Annotated in this window: 12 protein-coding genes; 3 read left to right on the top strand and 9 right to left on the bottom strand. The window is 63.1% G+C overall.

The window, feature by feature from the left end:
* Positions 1–378: 378 nt before the first annotated feature.
* Complete coding sequence (locus DIE03_RS21770) at positions 379–2265, bottom strand: hypothetical protein (protein ID WP_124453898.1); 1887 nt, start codon at positions 2263–2265, stop codon at positions 379–381.
* Positions 2266–2349: 84 nt separating this feature from the next.
* On the opposite strand from DIE03_RS21770, the gene DIE03_RS21765 reads away from it, so the two are divergent.
* Entirely contained in the window at positions 2350–2565 is a 216-nt protein-coding gene (locus tag DIE03_RS21765; protein WP_124453896.1) for a hypothetical protein, read from the top strand.
* A 610-nt stretch (positions 2566–3175) separates the two neighbouring features.
* Here DIE03_RS21765 and DIE03_RS21760 read toward each other — a convergent pair.
* The gene (locus DIE03_RS21760) at positions 3176–3844 is read right to left on the bottom strand and encodes a hypothetical protein (RefSeq protein ID WP_260434930.1); all 669 of its coding nucleotides are present in this window, start codon (positions 3842–3844) and stop codon (positions 3176–3178) included.
* An 811-nt stretch (positions 3845–4655) separates the two neighbouring features.
* On the opposite strand from DIE03_RS21760, the gene DIE03_RS21755 reads away from it, so the two are divergent.
* The gene (locus DIE03_RS21755) at positions 4656–5585 is read left to right on the top strand and encodes a hypothetical protein (protein WP_124453894.1); all 930 of its coding nucleotides are present in this window, start codon (positions 4656–4658) and stop codon (positions 5583–5585) included.
* A 46-nt stretch (positions 5586–5631) separates the two neighbouring features.
* On the opposite strand, the gene glmS is transcribed toward DIE03_RS21755, so the two are convergent.
* The 7 genes from glmS to DIE03_RS21720 all read right to left on the bottom strand — a co-directional run bounded on the left by glmS (position 5632) and on the right by DIE03_RS21720 (position 15515).
* Positions 5632–7449 (bottom strand): glutamine--fructose-6-phosphate transaminase (isomerizing), encoded by a 1818-nt coding sequence (gene glmS / locus DIE03_RS21750; protein WP_124453892.1) that lies wholly within the window; start codon positions 7447–7449, stop codon positions 5632–5634.
* Positions 7450–7497: 48 nt separating this feature from the next.
* Entirely contained in the window at positions 7498–8586 is a 1089-nt protein-coding gene (locus DIE03_RS21745) for a hypothetical protein (protein WP_124453890.1), read from the bottom strand.
* A gap of 91 nt (positions 8587–8677) precedes the next feature.
* On the bottom strand, positions 8678–10828 hold the full coding sequence (locus DIE03_RS21740; protein WP_124453888.1) for a hypothetical protein: 2151 nt from the start codon (positions 10826–10828) through the stop codon (positions 8678–8680).
* Positions 10829–11163: 335 nt separating this feature from the next.
* Positions 11164–11934 (bottom strand): hypothetical protein, encoded by a 771-nt coding sequence (locus tag DIE03_RS21735; RefSeq protein WP_124453886.1) that lies wholly within the window; start codon positions 11932–11934, stop codon positions 11164–11166.
* Positions 11935–11947: 13 nt separating this feature from the next.
* Positions 11948–12961 (bottom strand): YaiO family outer membrane beta-barrel protein, encoded by a 1014-nt coding sequence (locus DIE03_RS21730; protein ID WP_124453884.1) that lies wholly within the window; start codon positions 12959–12961, stop codon positions 11948–11950.
* A gap of 10 nt (positions 12962–12971) precedes the next feature.
* Positions 12972–13967, bottom strand: coding sequence for a polymer-forming cytoskeletal protein (locus DIE03_RS21725; protein WP_124453882.1), 996 nt, complete (start codon positions 13965–13967; stop codon positions 12972–12974).
* Positions 13968–13970: 3 nt separating this feature from the next.
* Positions 13971–15515, bottom strand: a complete 1545-nt coding sequence (locus DIE03_RS21720) for a glycosyltransferase family 2 protein (RefSeq protein WP_124454140.1) — start codon at positions 15513–15515, stop codon at positions 13971–13973.
* Between the two features lie 1198 nt (positions 15516–16713).
* Here DIE03_RS21720 and wecB point away from each other — a divergent pair.
* On the top strand, positions 16714–17931 hold the full coding sequence (gene wecB, locus DIE03_RS21715) for a non-hydrolyzing UDP-N-acetylglucosamine 2-epimerase (RefSeq protein WP_124453880.1): 1218 nt from the start codon (positions 16714–16716) through the stop codon (positions 17929–17931).
* The last annotated feature ends 232 nt before the right edge of the window (positions 17932–18163 follow it).

Here is an 18163-nt window from a genome sequence, read left to right as displayed (position 1 = left end):
TGGCTAACGATCATATTTCCGTCTCTTTTGAATGCAAGAAGTGCGGCACGCGACTTGCTTGGCCGGACGACGCTACAGATGGGCTTGAAATCTCATGTTCTGGATGCGGAACATCTGCGGGTACGTATGGAGAACTCAAGCGAGTCGCAGTTGATCAAGCGAAGAAGGAGGTCGGCCGAATGTTCAAGGATGCATTCAAAAAATTACGTTGATCGCTAAACCAGCTATCGCTGTGACTTGAGCTCCAATGGATCGATGCGCTGCGTTGACGGCGTGGCACGATACATAGGCAGCGAGAGGCGCGATCGTCGTCCGCGCGACGATCGCGTTGTTGCTCCCTTCAGCCACTAAATTTCTTGCCTTCACTGGGGGCAAACTTCAGCTGGCTTTCGTCGCCGCTTGTTCGCTTCTATGGATCACGAACACGCGCATCCCCTCGCGAATTTTTGCGCCGCTTTCAGGGAGGGGGAAGCCAGCCTGATCGGCCACGGTTGCCGATTGAACTGCAACGTCGTTGACGCGAATGGATTGCACCGGCAGTTCTTCAAAGTAGATGGGCCCCTCGATGGCAAGCGCATCGCCGACGTTGACTACCCCGTTCTCGATTACGACGCCAAATGCATTTGCCTTTGGCCAGACCCCTGCGACCGTGCCGATGAATTCGTAACGCGTCGGAACTACGCTTACGCGTTTGCTGGCGTACAGCAGGGGCGTGACGTCACCTGCAGCCCATTTCCATCGACGCATATTGACGAGGATCCGGTACAAGTCGAACGATGTCATCAGACCGAGGCTAGTCTCGTCTGCAACCGTCAGTAGTTCTTCGCGAAATGGCATGCCGTTGTCGCGCTCGAGCGGTGGTATGTGGCGCTCGTGATTGATAATCGACAACCCTTGAACTTCGGGATTCTTTGATTCCCTAGAGTGGATCAGCGCATGCTTGTTTGCCTGGGTGGCGTCCTCGTCGGTTGGGCGACCGCCGATGCCCTTGATATCAACGACGAGCACGGGGTGGCGATCTTCGATGCGCAGATCCTCGCGCCGACTCTGTTTGGCTTGATCTCGAATCTCATCCACGTCCACGACCTTAAGGAACCCGATTTCGGTTAGAGCTCGCTTCACGGCGTTTACCAATTCGTCGCCGGTTTCGGTCAGCAGGTCGTGAATCCAGCCGTTCTCGGCTTTTTCCGCGTCGATCTGACCGTCCAGCGCGGCAATCGCGGCCCGCGCTTCTTCTTCAATGCGTATCCTTTCACTCCGCAGTTCCGCTACCCGCGGAAGCTCGTATTCGGGGCGATGAGTCCATGCGCCTGTCGCTATGCCAGGGAACAGATCCGGCAAGCACTCGGGCAGTACCGTCGTGAGCAGCTCATCAAGGAAGGCTGCCTTGTTCGCTAGCTGCGGGACTACCAAAGCGACGAGGCGGTCGTTCTTTTTGAGGAGTGCGGCAACGCACTCCCGAAACTTGTTGACCGCTAAGGGGGTCCATACATCGTTCGTATAATTCATCCTTAGGGTGCAGGTGAACCGACTCTCTGGCAAATGCTTTGCGAGGAGTTTCCCGAGGCTAGAGGTATCAACGACCGACATCGTGGACCCGCTATCACCGGCAATGCGCAGATACTCAAGTGCGCTAGCAAGATTCCAAACGTTGAGGTTAGCGGGTGATCCAGGCATCAGTTTTCCGAAACCTATCGACGTAGTCATAGCGTCATGAGGGGGCGCGTAGTCGGCGAAAACCACAACAACTCCGCCTAGCCTGATGATCCGGTCGAAGGTCTCTTTTTCCCGCAGTCCAGTTAGACCGCGGTTATCGATGTACCCCATATCTTGCTTTGCCCATAGGTCAGTAGCGTCCATGGGCCGGTGCTTCTCTCCTGAGGGGCCGGAAGAAGTCTTCCTCATCGCGAAGTCGGCGATTACTACATCGCACTCCTGATGTCCTGACAGGAAGTCGTGATTGATCACGGGAATATAGCCGGACGTTTTCTCAACCTTATAGGGTTGTCCGAGCTTGCCAATGACGACATCTCCCCATCGCGCCTTGACTACTTCAACGACATCCGGATCAAGATCTAGTAGCAACATCTTGGGTTTGCTTTGTCTTTGAGAGGCGGCGTCACTCATAGCTAGCTTCTGATCTCGCGGTGTCCTTTGCCATGGGGCATAGCTTTTTGAGGCTTGATCAGCAAGTTCAGAGGGTTCTACCTTCTTTGCTTTTGAACGGAAGATCATCTTGCTGTTGGTTTCGTACGGGGCATTCATTATTGCCGAAAACGTACCTTACGGATGAGAAATGAAGCTTGGTCTGAAAATGCGCAAGCGGCGTCGGACCAGGGGAATCGTCACTTGACGTCCGCCTATATTGAATCGGCCGGCGACGGTACCGTGACGGTGACCACCGTGCACGAGAACACCGACATGCGCGATTTCGCGGCACGGCGCGCGCAACAGCTCGAGGAGCTGATCAGGCTTGCAGAGGACTGCGGCGACGAATACCGGCCGCTGGTTTCAATGCTGGTTGGGGAGGTGGGCGCGAAGTCGCAGCGCTGCTTCGGGCCGTGACCTGCGACGAGCCGTGCCGTGCTTGAGCGATCGGCCGGTGTGGGCGGCGGCGCGCAATCCGGGGAGCAAGGGGCGAAGGATGGATGACATCGACGATGTAGTGCGACGACTTCGTCATCGTGCGTCGAGCAGTCGAGCGCAGGCACGTTCTCTCGACGCGAAGGCCGCGGACGCCCTCGATCGACTTCTACGGGAGCGCCAGCGAGCAATTGCCCGGGCGGGACGCGAGGGGCCCTCGACGGGCGCTGAAACACCTGCGAAGGCGCTCGAAGGGGTGGGCGCTGCCGCGCCCTTTGAGCAGGATGACGGGCATCCGTCGATGAACGAGCTGCCAGGCGCCCGGCCGCTCGAGCGCGCAAATCAGATGCCGTCAACAGGCCCGCGCGCGCCACAAGCGACTCGATCCGCATCAACTCCGCTGCTTATTGCAAAGTACCTCTTTGCTTGCTGACGAGGCAAATGGCGAGCGCATCTCTAAACCCAGAGAAACTGCGTCGCCCAAACCCGCTGAATCGAGCGGCAAGTTGACTTGCTGAACCGCCGTATGTGGGTCCACGCGATTCAGGAAAACGGGCGGAGGCACAGGGTTCGGAGGGCGACAGGAGCGCGTTTACTCATCCAGGTAGACATAGAGCGAAACAAGTGCGCTGGCTACGATCGCCGCCGCCATTGGCAAGCGGAACTGTGGAGCGAGCCGCACTGTTGCGCGCATGAAGCCGGTGTTCAGGCGAACCGGCGATATGAGAAAGGATGTGTACCAGATCAAGAAATTCAAGCAGAATGCCATCGCGAACATTAGGCCTGATATCGTCACACGCAGATAGGTGTGCAGCGTGCTGGCATCCTGAGGGGCAGCGAAGCAAATCCACTGGCCGAGAAGAAGCCCGAGCATCAACGCACCGAGTGCGTAGGTATTTTGTAGCACCTGATATGCGGCGATCGCGAGCCACCTCTGACGAGGGAGCGCAATCAGCAGGCCGACAAGGATCATCCCAAGCACCGCAAAGACATTCCAGATATGTGGCCCAATGCCTTCGTGGATTGCCGTCTGTAGATATTTGACTGATCGACGGCTGCCGAGCCAGTTAGTTAAGACAACTCCGGTTACGGCTGGTAGCGTCCAGGCTGCGAGAACAATGGCGGCTTGCTTCAGAGCGCAACGAGGCAAGAAGTCCGAGCGTCTGAAGTCGCGGGTGTGATGCCGTAGCCAGCTTCGGGTTCGATTCAGCAGTGTCCGAAAAACTGACGGGGCTGTCGTACTTTGCATTTGATGAGTCATTCCGAAGATCGACGGTGAGAGCGGTCAATGGCGTTTGTGCAAGACGTCGTGCGTTAGATCACGCCGATTATCCATAAAATGATCACGCCATCCAAGCTGGAGTCTGAATTCATTTGGAATTCTCACGGTCTTTTTCTTACCCATTGATGGGGAGACGGCTGTGAAAAGGCAACCAGGGCCGTAATGCTTGGCGTTGCTCTCGCGACATCTTGTGCGGCATATGCGAACTGCATCGGCTGTCCGGGTTGGCAAACATGCGTGAACCGCAGCGGTGACTCATATCGCCGCGACAGGTTGGGCGGTTTGACGACCGTGAGCGGTTGCAATGTAGACGGGCAGTTCGTGGCGTGAGACGGCGAGCACGCGTGGCGACACGACGACGATCAATAGCACGGCTGCGAATGATCAGAACTGGAACAAAGCCGTTCAGAATTTCTGAAACGGAAATTGATCGGTATCCGGCACCGATTCGAACGGGAATTCGTTCAACCGCTACTGCACGGCGTACGGCTGTCACCGATCCTGCGTATACCGCCCGGTAAACGATGGGTCGGCGACACTCTGGTCAAACTGCGTGCTCAATGAGCCCAGTGCGGACATTACGCACGATCGTGCATTGAACGGCAGAAGGTATTGCGGAATTCCAAGCGCGAGTGCTGCGCGTCCGGTGTCGTTTCATCAGATTAATTCAGGTGTTGGTTTGTGACGGTTTCTTATTGATTTGACTTATTGCGCAGCATTCGCGCGACGTGTAGTCTCGGTTCCGGAGATCTAGCGATTAGTCCAGGCATGGCACCGCACGGGGAAAATAATGAATATCAATATCAAGAGGGGATGCTCGAGCACATCACTTGCTATTGCCGTATCTGCAGTGGTGTTTCTGTCGGGCTGTGCTTCCTCGTTTATCGTCAGGCCGCAGCCGTCCCCCGGTTCCGACGGCAATCCACGAAATTCGGCTTCATCTGCAGGCGCCGCAGCCGACTTCGACGCAAGCAAGCTATCTCCACCCTCTGGATATCAGCCTCTTGATCCGGCTCCCGTGGCGGTCAGGCCCATCGGCGGGAAGACTGCCAAGCCAGAAGACATTCTGAATGCACTGCCTGACGAAACGATGCGGCTCGCCATTGGACAAATCGATACCAATGGAAATGTCACTTACGGCCCCGTTAGCATGAGTGTCGAGAATGGTAGATATGTTGTCACGGTCGACTACATAAAATCCAATACCTATCCGCTGTTCGTAAAGAAAACCGACGCACGTTCAGACGGATCATTTCGTGCCACCTTCGTTAGCGATGGAAAGCTCGCCGACCTCGCCGTGCCTGTCTATATCGGTGTGGGATTGCGCGTAACGGCGACGCTCAATACCACGAAAGCGGGGGTCAACCTTGGCAACCTGATCGCGATCGGCGCTGCCGCGCAAGCTAGCCAATTGTCTGGAACGCTCGTGGTGCAGACACTTGGCCTGACCGGAGAGAACATCTCTACCGCATTGCCCATTCCATCCGATATTAGTCTCGCCTCGATTCAAAGTGCGATCCAGGCGCTCGGCACAATGAAAGCCAAGCTATACGACACGTCCAAAACCCACGTCGAGCCGCGTGTGGTTGGTGTCTACAACAACATTGGGGCCAGCACGAACGAAACCATCAACGGGATCATCTCCGGCGTTCTTGCCAAGCCACTCCCGCTTGATGTTCCGGTCGAACAGCCAACCAAGGCGAAGGTCGCGGCAAAATAGGATCCCGTCGGGTATCCGCAGTCGAGTCCGACGCCCTGTTGGCCCTTTACTCCACCGTCACCGATTTCGCCAGATTCCTCGGCTTGTCGATATCCGCGCCGCGCAGGCACGCCGCGTGATACGCGAGCAATTGCAACGGCACGACGTGCAGAATCGGCGACAACAGCCCGTAGTAATCCGGCATCCGCAATACCGACACGCCTTCGCCGTTGTCGATCCGCGTATCGGCATCGGCGAACACGTAAAGCTGCCCGCCACGCGCCCGCACTTCCTGCATGTTCGACTTGAGCTTCTCCAGCAGCGCGTCGTTCGGTGCGATTGTCGCGACCGGCATCGTGTGCGTCACGAGCGCGAGCGGCCCGTGTTTCAGCTCACCGGCCGGATACGCTTCCGCGTGGATATACGAAATCTCCTTCAGCTTCAGCGCACCTTCGAGCGCGATCGGGTAGTGCAGCCCGCGCCCCAGAAACAGCGCGTTTTCGTGCTGAGCGAATTCCGCCGCCCAGCGCTCGATCTGCGGTTCCAGCCCGAGCACGTCCTCGAGCGCGCCAGGCAATCGCCGCAGCTGCATCGTGTAGCGCGCGAGTTGCGCGTCGTCGACGTAGCCGCGCAGCCGTCCGAGCGTGACGGCAAGAATGAACAGCGCGACGAGCTGCGTCGTGAACGCCTTGGTCGACGCAACGCCGATTTCCGGGCCTGCCCGCGTCAGGAAGCGCAGGCCGGTCTGGCGCATCATCGCGCTGGTCGGCACGTTGCAGATCGCCAGCGTGTCGATATGGCCGAGCGCCTGCGCGTACTTGAGCGCGGCGAGCGTGTCGGCGGTCTCGCCGGATTGCGACACGCTGACCACCAGCGTGTTCGGCATCGAGAGCGCATCGCTGTAACGGTATTCGCTCGCGATCTCGACCTGCGCGGGGATGCGCGCGATCGTTTCGAGCCAGCGGCGCGCGGTCAGGCCGGAATAATGGCTCGTGCCGCACGCGAGAATCAGCACGTTGTCGATCTGGTCGAATGCCCGCGCGGCATCCGGGCCGAATACGGCCGGATCGAACAGCCCCGCGTCCGGGATGGTCGCGGCCACGGCCTGCGGCTGCTCGAAAATTTCCTTCTGCATGAAGTGCCGGTACGGCCCGAGCTCGACCACACCCTGCGCGGATGAAACGGTCTGGATCGCGCGTTCGATCGGTGCACCGGTGCGATCGAGCACCCGCACGCTGCCGGGCGTCAACTCGACGATGTCGCCTTCCTCGAGAAAGATGAAGCGGTCGGTAATGCCGGCCAGCGCGAGCGCGTCGGACGCGAGAAAGCATTCGCCGTCCTTCAAGCCGACGACGAGCGGCGAGCCGGCCCGCGCACCGATCAGCCGCTGCGGCTCGTGTTTGCTGAACACCGCGATCGCGTAAGCACCGTGAAGCTGCGACGTCGCATCGCGCACGGCGGCGAGGAGGTCGCCGCGATACTTGCTGTGGATCAGGTGAGCGACGACTTCGGTGTCGGTCTGGCCGTCGAATTCGTAGTGCTCGTCGGACAGTTGCTTGCGCAACGTTTCGTGGTTCTCGATGATGCCGTTGTGCACGAGCGCGATCTCGTCGCGAGAGAAGATCGGGTGTGCGTTGCAGGTTGCCGGCGCGCCATGGGTCGCCCAGCGCGTGTGAGCGATGCCGGTGCTGCCGGTCAGGCCGGCGCTGCGCACGTGGGCGTCGAGATCGGCGACGCGCGACATGCTGCGCTCCCGGCGCGCCTGGCCGTCGACGACCGTCGCGACCCCGCATGAATCGTAGCCGCGATATTCCAGGCGGCGCAAACCTTCAATCAGAATCGGGACGATGTCCCGTTGCGCGACCGCGCCGACGATGCCACACATGACACGTCTCCTTCCCTGTCGATTTTGCCGGAGCGCATGCACGCCGTGTCAGCGCGCCGCAGTCTCCGTTGCCTCGGCCGTCGTGAAGCCGCACTGAGCGGGCGCGACGGGGTCGGCCATCCTGCTTTCGAATGCGAGATAAAGCGATTCCTCCAGTACGTTCCAGTGCGCACCATGCCGGTACGGGCCCGATCGCGCATGCCAGCAGGCGACCGTGTTCCAGTCATTCATCTTGAATGCGACCAGCGCAATCAAGCCCCATGGATAATCGCTGCCGGCCAGTTGCAGCCAGGTCTTGCCGTATTTCTGCATCCACTGCGCGTAGATCGCCTCGTTCGATTGATCGGGAACCTGAATCCCCGACAGGAGCGGGAAGATCTGCGCGACTTTCGCCGGATAGAAGGTCGTGTCGCTGATGCGCTGCGTGCTCGCGCGAAAGCCGGATTGCGTGCCGCGCCAGAACACCTTCAGGATCGCGGACGAGAGCCGGTCGGCGCGCTGGCGCCACGGGCTCGCGTGTGTGTTGTCGGCATGCCGGACGTAGTACGCGGCGAGCGCCTGGAACGCGCTGTGGACCTCGACGTTGTCCATCAGCAGCGCGACGTGCAGCGTGGACGAGATCTGATAGACGCCGGTGGGCTTGCTGAGCAGCGTGTCCAGATGCGCACCCGCGCGGTTCAGGCTGAGTTCCCACGCGGCGGGCATGCCGTCGGGCGGCGCGAAGCGGGAGAGCAGTTCGATCCAGGTGGCCATCATCGCGTCGTCGGCGTCGGCTTCCGCGCAGGCGCTGTACTGGCCGCTCTTCAAGCAGTAGCGATCGAAGCCGCCGTCGGGGCGCTGGCGCGGCAACAGCCACGCGATCCACGCGAGTGCGGCCTGGTGGGTGTCGAGCCCGGCGTCGGCGGCGGCGAGCAGCGCCTTCGCCGCGAAATACGGATCGATGCCGGCGCCATTCAGGCGCACGGTGATCGCGCCGTCGGGGCGCTGGTAGAGTCCGTTGAGCTGGAGCTCGGCGGCGCCTGCGTGCAGCGCGAAGCCGAATGCCGACACACAGCAGGCAACGCGCCACAGGCGGCATAGCCGGGCGGTGGCCGCCACGCGTGCGCGTGCGGCCGGGAACAGCGCGGGCCGGTTCATGATCGGGGGCTCCTGCGCGGTGGTCCTGCGCAAATGCCGCCGGGCGCGACGTTGGCCGCGTCGCGCGCCGGCGGGTGGGTCGAGTTGCGGCTCAGTGCACCTTGGCGCTGGTGAACTTGATGCTGGTGCCGCTGTTCGCGGTCACGAGCCAGTACATCGAGTCGGTGATGACGACGCTGCCAAGGCCTTGCGTGATGACCGGCAGTGCGTAGGCCTTCTTCGGCAGCAACCAGGTCATGTTCGCAAGGCTCGTCGGGTGGCTGGCGGCGAATGACCAGCTGCTGCCCGTGTCGGTGGCCGACCATGTGACGTTCAGGCGTGCACGATCGAAGATCGTGATGTCGCTCATCGTGTACCACTTGAACTGACCGAGCAGCTTCAGCGTATTCGCTTGCGAGAAGATCGCGTTCAACGTCGACGTGTAGGACGACGCGCCGAGCGGGTGTGCATAGATCAGCCGGCTGGTGCGGTTCGCGACGACGAAGTTCATCAGGGCTGCATACCAGTTGTTCACGTCGGACGTCGGCACCGCGTATTGCTGGAACTCTTCGAACGTCGCGTACTTGCCGAACGGCATCACCGGGTAAGCCCACAGGCCCGGGTTCAGCAGCGCGCCGTTGCGGTATGCGCGGGTCGGCGCCGAGCCGGTGTGACCGGTGAAGTAATAGCCGTTGAAGCCGTTGCTTTCGAGCCAGTTGACCGACCAGGTCGGCGTGTTGCCTTCCGGTGCCGCGTACTCGACGTCCGGTTGGCCCGTCGCTGCCTGGACGGCCTGATGGTTCATCACCAGGTACTGCGTGAACGTGCTCGCGTTCGTTTCGCTGGCATTGGCTCCCCAGTAGTCGTGAATCCAGCCGCCGTGGCTGCCGACGTGCTGACCCTTGCTCACGAGATACTTGACGAGATTCTGCGCGGTCGGGTTGTTGGCGAGGTTGATGCCGTTGCCGTCGCCGAACGTCGCTTCATCGGGGCCGGCCGTGATTACCAGCGAGAAGGGCCCATTGTTCCACACGCCGAGGTTCTTCAACTGGAGCGCCGGCTGGATCTGGTCGCCCGCGCAGAAATGCCAGTTGAACACCAGCCCGGCCATCGCCTTCGGCAGCGGCGACAGCGACGGCAGGTTCAGCATCTGCGTGCCGAAATAGTGCAGGTAGCCGTGGATCAGCATGCCGTCGGTCTGGCCGTCGAGGTAGGCGAGCGGCAGGTTGACGAACAGGACGCCGCCGTTGCCATATGTGTTGTAGCCGGACACCAGCCCGAACGTCGGCGAGGTCAGGATCGTCGTGCCGGTGTAGGTCCCCTGCGTGACGAAACTCGGATAGGTCAGGAATCCGTACACATAGCCGGAGATGCCTTCGAGCGTGTCGGTGGTCGTCGCCATCGTGGAGGCGAGCGCGGTTGCCGCCTTGCCGGTCGTGGTGCTGACGAGCGAGTTGGCGCTATACGTGCCGGACTTCACCTGCTTGCCGTTCGCGACGCCGGTCAGCTTCGGCGCCGTCTGGTTCAGCAGGCCGCTGCCTGCAGGAGGCGTGTCGTACTGGAACCATGCGCCGTGGTTGTAGTTGGCGAGGCCGCCGGGGTTCGACGGACTGCCGGACAGATAGAGCGCGCTACCGGTGGTCTGCTTCGGCGCGTTGCTCGTCTTCGCGTTGCCGGTGGTCGCCGCGGCCATGACGCTGGCGGTCGTCGTGGCCGAAGCCGTCGTGGTCCACGCCATCGACTTGCCGGGAGGCACCTGGAGCGTGCGCAGCCAGCTGCTCATGCCGGTCACGTTGCCGAGGCCGATCATGTTGCCGCCGTATTGGTCATACAACACATAGTCGACGCCCACCATGCTGCTGAAGCGCGATTTCGGGCTCACGTAGAAGCCGGCGGAATTCAGCACGCCGAAATCGTAGACGAGCATCACCTTGCCGCCGTTGAGCGCATAGTTCTGGATCGCCGTGACGAGCGTGTCGTCGGCCGTCGTATGCACCTGATCGGGCAGGATCAGGCCGGGATACTGCGACAGCGACGCGCCGGCCGCCATGAACTGGCTGTCGGTCATCACCGTGATCTGCAGTCCTTCCTCTTGTGCGGTGTCGAGCCATGCGGACACGCGCGGATCGGGCAACGTCAGCGTGTTCGGCACCAGCAGGATGAGCTGGTTGGTGGCCGCCCGAACGCCGCCCGGACTGAATGCGAACGCGAGCGCGAGCAACGCGAACAGGATCCGCAAGAACTTGCCTGACTTTGCCAACATGGTGTACTCCTCGCTCAAGGAATGGGGGGCGTGCGGCAGCCGTGATGCGCGTGCCGCCAGGTCGACCAATCCTGCCCCGCAGGTGTGTGCGGCTGTCCGGTGCGTCGGGCATCGAGCGGCACCTGTCGGCGCCAGCCGGACCAACGGGATACGTCGGTACGTCGCGCTGTCGTCGTTGACGAAAGGACTCGATGCGACGCATTGAGTGAAGCGAACAACGTGCCATTTGCGCCGGAGGCCCGGACCTGCTGGCTTCATGTAACGCGAGTCGCGCGGCGCGGCAGCAAACGCAATGGATTCGTTTCATCGCTGATACGGCACGTTTGCGTGCGAAATCAGCAGACGGAATCGGTGTCGCGCGTCAGCGCGCCGGGCCAGCTCGCGCAGTAGGTGTAGAGCGTGACCAGCAAGCCGATCAGCAGCGGTCCGCCGAGCAGGAAATAGCAGAACGGCAGGAACAGCAGCGTGCCGTGATGGATGATCATCGCGTGCAGCAGCATCACGAACGGCAGCGCGAAGATGAAGTAGCCGAGCACCAGTGCCGACGCGAATGCCTTCTGCAGCAGCGAGAAATCGAGCGGGTAGTACAACGCCGCCATCACCAGCGGGATCATCGCGATCGCCGCACCGAGCAGCACGAACATGTCGCGCAGATGCAGCAACGGGACATACGGAAACGTGCCGGGCGCGAGCCAGAAATACACGCAAATCAGTAGCTGGGTGAAGCTCGCGATACGTAACAGATATGCAACGGGCAGCCAGTTCCGGTGTTGTATGAAGGACGCGCCGAAGCCGATCGCGCAGAGCGCCGCGGTGAGGGCCAGCAGCACGTCGCCCGGCATGCGCGCGGCGACGTCGATCGACAGCAGCGGTACGCGCGGCGCATCGGGCGGATAGCCGATCACGATCACGTGCAGCGCCGGATCGATCTGGTATGCGCCCCAGACCATCACCGCGCGCCAGTAGCGCCAGGCGATCGGCAAGCCGACCCACAGCGATGCATACAGCGCAGGCGTCAGCAGTGCGATCGACGACAGCCAGCGCTGCGGATGGGCATGAATCCGCAGCGAACGGTCGGCGGGAGGACGGACGGGATGCGTCTGCATGGCGCCCGCCCGGCTACCAGCGATAGAACACGCTCAGCTCGCCGCCGATCCGTGAGTAGTACGGGTTGTGGTAGTAGTCGAACTCGAGCTGCGTTCCCCACTTGCGCGTGAACCAGTAGCGCCATTTCGCGTCGATCTCGTGGCTGCGGAAATCCGCGATCTGCGAGCCGGAGCCGGTGACCTGGTAGGCCTCGCGGCCGAACCCCCCGCGCAGCACGATCACGCTCTTGCCGACTTCGCCGTAGGTGACGGCGCCGTAATAGGCGGGCGCCTTCACCGATCCGGGCGAATCGACCGTGTAGTTCGTGCCCGCCTCGAAGATCCATTTCGGCAGCGCGTACCAGATCACGCCGGCGTGATAGAGCTGGTCGCGATGGCCGCTGCGGTTCCATGCGTGGCCGGCGCCCAGCGACACGACCAGCGAACGATCCGGCAATAGCTTGCGATTGATCGACAGGTCGACGCGTGCGCTCGGCAGGATCGTCCCCGACGTAGTGCCGGCAAAGCCGATTCCGCCGAACCAGTCGGGGCCGATATCCTGCACGTAGGTCAGCGAGCCGAGCTGCGTGTTCTCGCCGAAGCGGTGCAGTTGCGCGAGTTCGCCGAGCACGGTGCGTCCGCCATCCTGGTAGACACCGCGTAGATGCACGCCGTACCAGTCGCCGTAGCCGTGTGTCAGATGCGCGCTCGAATAGCCGAGCGACAGTTCGGCGTGCTTTTCTTGGGGTGCCTGGACATGTGTGACGATTGCATCGGGCAGCGGCGGTCGGTTCGTATCGTCAGGCGTGAACTCGGCGAGCGACACGCCGTCCGGCAGGCCGTCGGCACTGACGCGCACGAACGTGGATTCGTCGCGCGGCCGTGGCGTGATGACGGTCGGGACGTCGGGTGGCTGCACGGGCGGCGCGGCGGCGCTGTCGTCCGGCAGTGCCGCCAGCACCGATGGCGTACCAAAGGCGACGCCGCACAGCACCGCGAGGGTGGCAACCGGCACGCGCGGGCCGCGATGGCAGGGGCGATCGGACATGGGGCGCTCCTTAACGGGATGCGTGGAACCAGCCGCTGCGCCACGCGACGAGGTCGCCATGCACGCATGCATGACCGACGACCGAGACATCGCGCGCACACGCGCTGACAGGATGGCCGGCGACGCCGATGCGCGCACCGGTCAGCCGCAGCAGGCCGCCGGCCGACACGACGCCGTCGATGCAGCTCGCATTGGCGAGCAGCACGTCGTCGCGCGCAAACACGGCGCCGTGCAGTAATGCGTGACGTTCGAGCTCGACGCGATGTGCCTTGACGCTGCCGCGCAGCACGCAGCCTTCGCCGAGCACGAGCGTGCCGTCGACGATGAGGTTGCCTTGCACGACCGTGTTCGCGGGCAGGCGCACGTCGCAATGCGCCAGGTAGCGGCCGTGCAGGTAGCGATGCGGCAGCGACGCGAAGTGGCGGGTGAGCGAGATCGCGCGGCGCGGTGCGGCAGGCATGTCGGCGGCGCGTGTGCCCGGCGCAGCGCCGAAGACGATCGGTTCGCCGTACAGGCACGCGAATCCGCCGGCGCCGTGCAGGTGCACCGTGCCGCCGACCACGACGCCGCGCAGCACCGCGCCGTCGACGTCGATCTGCGGCGCGTGCGCCAGCGCGCCGATCGTCGCTCCCGCGTGAATGTCGATGCGTTCGCCGGCGAACGCATACGCCGCGCGGGCGCCGCCGTCGAGCGTGATCTCGCGATCGGCATGGAGCACGTCGTCGCGATGCTCGTCGTGTGCAACGTGAATCATGTCGGCATGCTGTACGGCCAGCCCGAGTGTTTGCCAGGGCGGTGCGGCGGACGGATCGGCCGGCGGTTCGCCGGCCGCGTCCGCCCGCAGCGCGTCGTGCCATCGCGTGGCGAGCAATGCCTGATCGACGAACGGACCGTCGCCGATCGGCAGCGCCGCGACGTCGCTGCGCCGGATCAGTTCATGCAGCATCGGCAGGAACGGGAGGCTGAGCACACCGGCCACCGGCACCATCACATTGAAGGTCGTCATCGATCATCGCTCCGGTTTCAGTTGCCGGCGAAAACGCTCGGTCTTGTCCCATTTCAGTTCGCGGCGGAATGCGGCGTCGAGCGTGAGCCCCCATAGCGCGGAGACGACGGCCGCGATCGTCACGCAAAAGCCGACGACGTTGACCGGCACGAGCCGCAGCCGCGTCGCGCGGCCGTCGAGCCGGGCCGCGACGACGATCTCGAAGAACACGCCGAAGTTGCCGAAGGTGCTGAACGAAAACAGCGCGAACAGCGACACGATCAGGCCGAGCGCGGTCGAGTTGACGCCGTTGAACAGGTAGAGCGCGAGCGCCGCGCCCCATGCGACGGCGAGGAGCGCGGGCATCACGAACACGCCGAGCAGCAGCGCGCCGTCGAGACGGCAGCGCCGCGAGATCAGCGGATTGCGCAGCACCGGGAGCAGATAGCGCAGCAGCGTCTGGTTGTGTCCTTTCGCCCAGCGCGTCAATTGCCGGGCCCGCACGGCCCAGCGCTCCGGCACTTCCTCATAGCATTCGGCGTGATTCAGGTAGACCGTGCGCCAGTCGCTCAGCAGCAGGCGATAGGTCATGTCGGTGTCCTCGGCGAGCGTGTCGTCGCGCCAGCCGCCCACCGCGTCGAGCGCGCTCTTGCGGATACCACCGACCGTGCCGCCGTACTGCGGCACCAGGTTGAGGTTGTTGCGGGCTTGCTGGTTGACCTGGTAGCCGCCTGCGCGCTCGAGGTCGAGCAGCCGCGCGAGCAGGTTGCTGTCGGCGTTCTGCGGCACGACGCGGCCCATCACCGCGCCGACTTCCGGATCGAAGAACGGTGCGACGAGTTCCTTCAGCAGCCCCGGGCGCGGCAGGTAGTCGGCGTCGAACACCACCATGATGTCGCCGCGGATGAAGCGCAGCGCATCCTTCAGCGCGGCCGCCTTGCCCGGCTTGCCGGTCTCGCGGTGAAACGGCTGGATGAGGTCGGGCGCGAGTGCATGAACCTGGTCGATCAGCGTGCGGGTGTTGTCGGTCGAGCGGTCGTTGACCGGAATGATCGTCAGCCTGTCGCGCGGGTAGGTCGTCGCCAGCAGCGCCATCAGGCAATCGACGACGACGGCTTCTTCGTTGTGGGCGGCGACGAACACCGTGAGCCGCGGCCATTCGCCGTGGGTGATCGTCCGGTAGGGCGCGCATTGCGGCTTGAACAGGCGGTCGAGGCTGAACACGTAATGCCGTCCGGCGTAGACGCACGTCAACAGCATGAACAGCCACAGGTACGCGACGCAGGGCATCAGCAGCAGGTCGCGGTCGAACGTGGAACGCGGCGCGCCGGCGGGCGGCGGCTCGATCGACATGTCCGCATCGTTCGACACCGGTACGGCGATCGCGAACGGCGCGCTGTCGAGGGCCGTGCGCTCGACGGCGACTGCGACGTTTGCGGCAGGCAGGGTGATCCGCGCCGGTTCGGCGATCGCCTGCGATGCGGTGTCGCGCACGGTCAGCGAGAAGGCAAGCAGGATCAGCAGCAGAATGCCTTGCTCGCAGAGCGACGCCATCCGCGTTTTCTTCATGTCCTGGTCCCCGGTGTCCGCGACGACGACCGATGAGAGCTGAAGGCGCCCGTGGATCGCGCGGATGTCGATGGGTCGCGGCCGCATGTTCGTCGCGCGAGGGCGGATGTCGTTCGCCCCGGCGGACACGTCGCGTCGCCTCCCGGCTTCGTTGCTTTGGCGTCCCCGTCTGTCTGCTGCTGCCGTGCAAGTGCATCGGGACGCACCTGTCCGACATTAAGCAAGGCGTGAGCCATGAGTCACGATGCCCCGTGCAGCAAGGGGCCGGGCGCGAGGTGCGCGCATAGTCGCGGTCGCGGCGACGTGTTTTGATTCACTGACGCATCAGCATAGGCACATGCCGGTCGGCCCCAGGTCGTCTGCAGCCCATCCCGCGTACGTCGCACGGCAGGCGGTTTGCTTGACGAGTCGCATCCTCCTTGCTCGAGGAGGCTTCGCGAGAGGCACCGTCGTGCATTGTTCGCCGCGCGCGCGTTGCCCCGGAGATCGAAACGGCGATCGCCGTCGCCCGTACAGAATGGACCGGACTCCGATGTATCTGCCTGCGCCGGATCCGCGTTACACATTCGCAACGTTTCCCGCGCGTCCATTCGTGCGACGCAAGCGACACTGCACGTCCGGTAAATCGTGCGCGTGCGACCTTGGCCGGCGGCCGCGTGCACGCCGGGGCGCTGCACAGACAAAAGTGCTGAATCGAGACGACGTAAAGCTTTTCGAAAGATGCAGACGGTTCGATGCGCAATGGGTGTTCGACATGCATTCGCGATTCATCGGACGACGTCGTCAGACGGATCGCGCGGTCGGCCGGCTGTTTATCGCTGTCGTACCTATCCGTAGATGAGACGTCCCGTAGCAGTTGTGAAACATTCCATCACGCACCGCGCGTGTGCGATGCGCGTCGCGCGAACCGGACCCGGCCGCAGTACGGCTGGTTTGAATATTGCTGGTGTGGAAGCGACGTGACGGACAGGCGTGACGCTCGACACAGCGAGGAACGACTCATGACGTGACTGATCAGTACAACAGGACGCCGGTAGTACGACGATTCGCGCGGCCGGGACCGCACGGACAAGACGGCGCGCTCGCCCCTCGGCACCGTCGCGTGCCGACCGCGTGCGAGTACGGGAAGCGCCGCCTGGATACATGCTTCGCGCCACGTGCAGGGTCATCCGCGCGAAGTGGCTAAACGAGGATCACGATGAAGAAGATTTTGCTTGTGTTCGGGACTCGGCCGGAGGCCATCAAGATGGCACCGCTGGTGCGCGCGCTGAAGGCGCAGGCAGATGTCGACGCCCGGGTGTGCGTGACCGCGCAGCATCGTGAAATGCTCGACCAGGTGCTGACGCTGTTCGACATCAAGCCCGACTACGATCTCAATCTGATGCGGCAAAGCCAGACGCTGACCGACGTGACGACCGGCATTCTCCAATCGATCGGCATGGTCTTCGACGACCTGCGTCCGGACGTCGTGCTGGTGCACGGCGATACGACGACCACGCTCGCGGTCAGCCTCGCGGCGTTCTACCGCTATCTGCCGGTCGGGCACGTGGAGGCCGGGCTGCGCAGCGGCGACATCTGGTCGCCGTGGCCGGAGGAGCTGAATCGCCGCGTGACCGACGCGGTGTCGTCGTGGCATTTCGCGCCGACCGGGCAGGCGCGTGACAACCTGCTCAGCGAGGGCGTGCCGGGTAGCGGCGTCTCGCTGACCGGCAATACCGTGATCGATGCGTTGCACGAGGTCAAGCGCATGCTGGAGCGCACGTCCGCGCTGTCGGACAAGGTCGCCGCGTTTTTCCCGTTTCTCGAGCCGTCGCGGCGCGTCGTGCTGATCACCGGCCATCGCCGCGAGAGTTTCGGCGAACCGTTCAAGCAATTCTGCGAAGCGCTCTGTACGCTCGCGGGCCGCTATCGCGACGCGCAGTTCGTCTATCCGCTGCACCTGAACCCGAACGTGCGTGAACCGGCGCGTGCGCGGCTCGGCGGTGTGCCGAACATCTACCTGATCGAGCCGCAGGAATACCTGTCGTTCGTATTCCTGATGTCCCGCGCGCACTTCATCATTACCGATTCGGGCGGCATCCAGGAAGAAGGGCCGGCGCTCGGCAAGCCGGTGCTCGTCACGCGCGAGACGACCGAGCGGCCCGAAGCGATCCAGGCGGGCACCGCACGGCTCGTCGGCACCGACCAGGAACGGATCATCTGGGAGGCATCGCGCTTGTTCGACAGCGAGAGCGCCTACGAGGAAATGTCGCGCGCGAGCAATCCGTATGGCGACGGTCACGCGAGCGAGCGGATCGTGCACGCGCTGATGCGCACGCCGGGCGTGACGACGAAGACGACGAGTTTTTCGCTGGGAGCCGCGGAGATGCCGTTCAACGCGCTCACGCTGGGGCTGCAGGCGTTGCGCTCGCCATGAGCGGGAGCACGCGATAGCGTCTTCCGTATCGTTCGCCGCAGTCGCACAAGGATCCGGTCCGGCCGCCAGGCCCGCCGGATCCTTGCATTTGTGCGACCCGGAACGAATTTTCCCGCCGGGTTCAAAACGCGGCAGTTCCCAGTCAACCCGGTGATGCTCGTCGGATAGCGGAAGCGATCGACGCGCGCGAAGCGCTGCATCGGGCGCGCCGGCGCAAAACCGTCGCACTTCG

Origin of the sequence: Burkholderia sp. Bp8992 (assembly GCF_003853705.1) — a bacterium.
GTDB lineage: Bacteria > Pseudomonadota > Gammaproteobacteria > Burkholderiales > Burkholderiaceae > Burkholderia.
The sequence above is the reverse complement of the archived record's forward strand: the minus strand, read 5'-3'. Positions and strand labels throughout refer to the sequence as shown.